Origin of the sequence: Anaerotruncus sp. DFI.9.16 (assembly GCF_024461615.1) — a bacterium.
Taxonomy (GTDB): domain Bacteria; phylum Bacillota; class Clostridia; order Oscillospirales; family Ruminococcaceae; genus Anaerotruncus; species Anaerotruncus massiliensis.
Map to the genome: position 1 here is coordinate 1 of NZ_JANFZX010000109.1, position 4,481 is coordinate 4,481.

A 4,481-nucleotide genomic window follows, 5' to 3' on the forward strand; every position below is an offset into this window, starting at 1 on the left:
GCAGGGTTTGGGGAAGGCACTCCCCAACAAGATTCCCGCAGGGGCAAAATGAGCGGAAAGCGAATTTTGGCACCTCGGTAGAATCTTGCTCTAAGTAAGCCGCAGATTTCCCCTTGCACTTACTACTCGTATAGCCGCCGCCCGTTTTGGCTGGATTTCTGCAAAAATCTTACGGCGTGGAGCGAGTTTTACCCGCAGTTCTTTCTTTCCGCTAAAGATACATTTCAAAGGCCGCCAGCTACCCGCTTGCCGGGAATTTCTCAAATTTTCCTTTACCTTAGAAATACAGGAAATGCAGATTTGGCTACCGCCGCAGAAAATTTTTTATTTCCGGCTTCACCTACCTACTACGGACGGATTGCGATTTTGCCAAACGGACAAAGAAAAAAGCAGCAAATCTTTTTCAGACTTACTGCTTTTCGCTGCCGCCGGTGACGGTGGGGTATTCAGTTGTGGGCTGTGCCGTCATTCTCTAAAACGGAATTTGAAGATTGCGGCAAGCAGCGTTTGTGTGATGTAGTCCTCTGCGTCCGGGTTAAACTGCCCGTTTACGAAAGCGGAGAAATATATGTGCCGCCGGTAATGCTGCAAAATGGTATTGACCGCCTCCGGCTCGCCGCTGGCGGCCTGCACGATTGTTTCATAGGGGAGAAGTCTGCTATTCCTCATGCGTCATTCCCTCCATTTCCTCATAAAGCCGCCGTAGGGATTTGCGGATATGGTAGCCGGTGGCGCTGCGGCTGCGCCCGTACCGTTTCCCGATTTTCTCCTGTGAAAGACGGTGGTAAAAGGACAGGTAAAGCATTTCCTGTTCCTCAACCGGTAGACGGGAGAGGGCTTGTACCAGCAGCCCGTTGTTTAAGATAACTGTATCACCGCAAAGGTTCAGTATGTATTCCTCGTCCGGCTCCGGGGCTTGAAAACATTTATCATTTGTGCCTAATGGGTGGTGCTTTTCTTCTGTGAGGTATTCAAGGGATATTTCTCTTTTGTATTTCCGGCTCCAATCCCGCAAGGCGGTGTACTTGGCGTTGCGGATAACGACAACGCAAAAGGCATGGAACGTGTACTCGATATGCTCCTTGTATTCTTCTGTGCAGGTCATAGAAAATCCCCCTTTCCTCCACAATGGGCTGTGCATGGTTGACGGGCTGTATTATAATCATAGGGGGCGGCAGCACTCCTTGCTGTCGCCCCTTGATTACCCTCCTGCAAAGACGGGCGGGGCTGTCAACGGCGGGCATTTATGCCCGTTAAGTTTGCCGTTGACTGCTTCGCCTGGTTGCGCTACCCGTTACGGAGTTACATTTATCTACCGTTAATCTGATAGCGATTGTATGTCAGTTTTCCAATCAAAGCGAAAATGACAGCCAACACCAAATATACAATCGGCGCATACTGATAAGCTGCTAAAGGACTGCCGCCCACATGAAACATAGAATAACGAAATGCCCCGTTAAGCGAAACAAGATTACTCGGAAGCAGATACCAAATTTCAGAAAGCAGTTTGAGGTTTGCGGGCATTTCCATAATGAACATTGTAACAAGGAGAACACCCGTTATAATTCCAATGGTAGCAATGCTATTTTTCGTTACCTCTGATAACATCATGGTAAATATGCTAATCAATGCAGCTCCGGCAAAGGACAATCCAACTAAAATCAAAGCTGCCTGTCCCACGGTAAGATTAAACGGGCGCAACAGAACAAATTGCAGTATCGTATCATATCCGTCAAATCCATATAAAAAAGCAATTATTCCGAACATGAGCAGAGAAAGAAGCAGCGTAAAACCTACACCTACCGTCAATCCCGCAAGGGTTTTCGCTGCATATAATTTCTTCTTCCCAAGGCGGGTACAAAGGATTACCTGGTCTGTTTTTCGGGTATGCTCCACGGTAAATACCGTTGAAAGACAGATTGCAATAAACATGATTTCCATACAGGTAATCAATTTCATCATATCTGCAATTTGCCGCCAACCGTCAAAATATCCGTGATAAACAATCGGCTCGTCAAATGAAATACTTTCGGTCAGCCCTGCCGGGGTATTTGCTTCTAACTGTGCATTTAATTTTTCATAAAATGCTTCGCTATCACATACTAATATTTCCGCGCCTGCTTGTGTCCCCAATGTTCTGCCAATGAAATTATATACATCTAAGTACGGGAGTGCTTCTTTGTAATTTCCGTTAAAAATAAAATCCTCATACGCAGGGCGCATTTCGTCAATCAGTTTTTGGTCTATCGCTCTGCCGGAGATCTGCTCTGCGGCTTCCTGTTCTGCCCGATTTGCTGCATATCCATTTAGGGAACTGTCGGAATATTCCCTATTTTGCGGAAGTACAGCACTTGCTATACCCCAAATAACAAGTCCTACAAGCAGGACGCCGCCTGTAATCCAAACAATTTTTCTGCTGATAATCTTTCGCAGTTCAAACTTATATAGCGTAAGCATAATCACTCCTCCTCAAATTCATCAAGATAAAATTTCTCCAAGTCGTCGATTTCATCAGCAGAGCCATTAAATACAATCTGTCCTGCTTTCATCATAAGCACCGTATCTGCGATATGCTCAATATCTGATACGATATGGGTAGACAGTAAAACAATGCTTTCCGTACCCAATTCTTTAATCAGATTACGGAAGCGCACACGTTCTTTCGGGTCAAGCCCAGCGGTAGGCTCGTCTAAAATAATAATCTTTGGGTCATTCAAAAGTGCCTGTGCAATACCAAGCCTTTGCTTCATGCCGCCGGAATAGGTCGCAATTTTCTTTTTGGCTACGTCGGAAAGGCTCACCAATTCCAGAAGTTTTTTTGATTTTCGTTTTGCTTCTGTCTTTGTCAGTCCTTTTAATGAAGCCATATATAAGAGAAAATCCATGCCGTTAAAATCCGGGTAATAACCGAAGTCCTGCGGAAGATATCCCAATTCCGCCCGGTATTCCTCGGAAGATACGTCCATTCCGTCAAAAGTAACCGTACCGCTTGTGGGTTTCAAAATACCGCAAAGCATACGCATAAAAGTAGTTTTCCCTGCGCCGTTTGCCCCAAGCAGACCATAGACACCGTTTGTCAGTTGTAGGCTTACCCGGTCAACGGCTATTTTGTTTTCATACTGTTTTGTCAGTCTGTCAATGCAAAGTTCCATATAAATCCCTCCGTTTTTTTGAATGTATGGTAAAATTCTTTTGCAGTAATTCCAAACAGGAATAAAGCTGCTACTATCCACCATACCAAGTAATTTGTCTGGAATAAAAAGTCTGCCATATAGCGAAGCGTCATATTTACCCCGCTTACAAAAACAGCTACCGCCATGCACCCATAAATGACTTCTTTATTACGGAAACGTCGCACAAGATATAGGCTGATACTTGTTGTCAATAGATACGGAACAAACAAATATACACCTGTCTGCATAAAGGAAATACTGTTTGCAACATGGCAGACCGGAATTATGATACAAAAAATCCCAAAGTTGAAAACACCTAAAATAATCAACCTTGCCAAAACAACACTCTTTAAGGAAAACCGGGCAGACATTTCTAACTCATTCATTCCGTATATGGCAGATTTTGTGCTTTCTGCAATAAGCAGCAATGCAAGAAAAGGGGTAAATGCAGATACAATCCATACCGTATTTTCACTTGCAAAAGAAGCCGCCCATGCTACGGGCAAAAGTATCAATATAGACATTAGCCATACGCTTTTCTTGATAAAGGGAATTTGGCTGCATATAAATGTTTTGGTACTGATATGCGGGCGGGGCAGCGAATGGATAAACTGAACCTTGCGACCCGGCGTAGGTGCGTCAAACGCTTTAGCAATCTGTTTTTTTAGTTCTCTATTCATCTGAAAAGCCTCCTTTCTGTAACTCCGTTTTGAGATATTTTAATATCCTTGCGGTTTTTCGGTATATGGCAAAACGGGAAAGTCCTGTAATCTTGCATATCGAAGCTATGGGAACATCATTTGCATATCGAAGCAGCAACAATTCCTGTTCGTCCTGCGGAAGTTTGTAAATGAGGTTTTTTATTGCAATGCTGTCTATCCACTCCTGTGTTGGGTCATAGCTCAATTCCTCGTTTATCTCACATGATTTTTCTTTGCTTCCTTTTCGGTATTCTTCAATACATAAATTACGGGCAATCGTGTAGAGATAAGGAAGTTCTTTGTCGCTGTTAAGGCTTAACTGCTTATTGAAAAATCGCAGAAATGTTTCCTGCGTTATATCCTCTGCCGTTTGACAATGGCGGACTTTGAAATAACAGTAGCGGTATATTTTGTCATATTGTTCTTCCAAATCCATAGCGTTCAAGACCTCCTTTCATTATGTATAACGGTTTAGCCACATCAAATGTGCGGCTGTTTTGAAAATTATAGCATATTTTTGCAAGTTCTTTTAGGCTGCGGAATAGTGGTAGGCTACTGTCTATGCTTGTATTTTGGTTTTGCTTCTTTACTAAACATAAGCATTTGC

The 4,481-nt window shown here is 43.5% G+C and carries 6 protein-coding genes and 1 pseudogene; all 7 read right to left on the reverse strand.

Features of this window, described 5'->3' with window-relative positions:
• Positions 1 to 465 precede the first annotated feature (465 nt).
• Complete coding sequence (locus NE609_RS16990) at positions 466 to 669, reverse strand: helix-turn-helix domain-containing protein (protein WP_173681418.1); 204 nt, start codon at positions 667 to 669, stop codon at positions 466 to 468.
• Positions 659 to 1,105 carry a sigma-70 family RNA polymerase sigma factor gene (locus NE609_RS16995; RefSeq protein WP_173681419.1) on the reverse strand — a complete coding sequence of 149 codons (447 nt, stop codon included), beginning with the start codon at positions 1,103 to 1,105 and terminating at the stop codon, positions 659 to 661. Before NE609_RS16995 ends, NE609_RS16990 begins: the two co-directional genes overlap by 11 nt.
• A gap of 203 nt (positions 1,106 to 1,308) precedes the next feature.
• Positions 1,309 to 2,457, reverse strand: a complete 1,149-nt coding sequence (locus tag NE609_RS17000; RefSeq protein WP_173681420.1) for an ABC transporter permease subunit — start codon at positions 2,455 to 2,457, stop codon at positions 1,309 to 1,311.
• Between the two features lie 41 nt (positions 2,458 to 2,498).
• Positions 2,499 to 3,152: pseudogene (locus NE609_RS17005) on the reverse strand (ABC transporter ATP-binding protein); the annotation flags it as partial.
• The gene (locus NE609_RS17010) at positions 3,128 to 3,853 is read right to left on the reverse strand and encodes a hypothetical protein (RefSeq protein ID WP_173681422.1); all 726 of its coding nucleotides are present in this window, start codon (positions 3,851 to 3,853) and stop codon (positions 3,128 to 3,130) included. The gene NE609_RS17010 and the pseudogene NE609_RS17005, both read right to left, overlap by 25 nt.
• Positions 3,846 to 4,310: an RNA polymerase sigma factor gene (locus tag NE609_RS17015; RefSeq protein WP_173681423.1), complete on the reverse strand. Its 465-nt coding sequence runs from the start codon at positions 4,308 to 4,310 to the stop codon at positions 3,846 to 3,848. The genes NE609_RS17010 and NE609_RS17015 overlap by 8 nt, the downstream gene beginning before the upstream one ends.
• Positions 4,288 to 4,481 (reverse strand): hypothetical protein (locus tag NE609_RS17020; RefSeq protein WP_256153205.1); only part of this gene is annotated, 194 nt, incomplete at its 5' end. The genes NE609_RS17015 and NE609_RS17020, both read right to left, overlap by 23 nt.

Excerpts from the sequence above, each read along its gene's own strand:
- NE609_RS16990 (WP_173681418.1), bottom strand. The coding sequence starts at position 669 with ATGAGGAATAGCAGACTTCTCCCCTATGAAACAATCGTGCAGGCCGCC.
- NE609_RS16995 (WP_173681419.1), bottom strand. The coding sequence starts at position 1,105 with ATGACCTGCACAGAAGAATACAAGGAGCATATCGAGTACACGTTCCAT.
- NE609_RS17000 (WP_173681420.1), bottom strand. The coding sequence starts at position 2,457 with ATGCTTACGCTATATAAGTTTGAACTGCGAAAGATTATCAGCAGAAAA.
- NE609_RS17010 (WP_173681422.1), bottom strand. The coding sequence starts at position 3,853 with ATGAATAGAGAACTAAAAAAACAGATTGCTAAAGCGTTTGACGCACCT.
- NE609_RS17015 (WP_173681423.1), bottom strand. The coding sequence starts at position 4,310 with ATGGATTTGGAAGAACAATATGACAAAATATACCGCTACTGTTATTTC.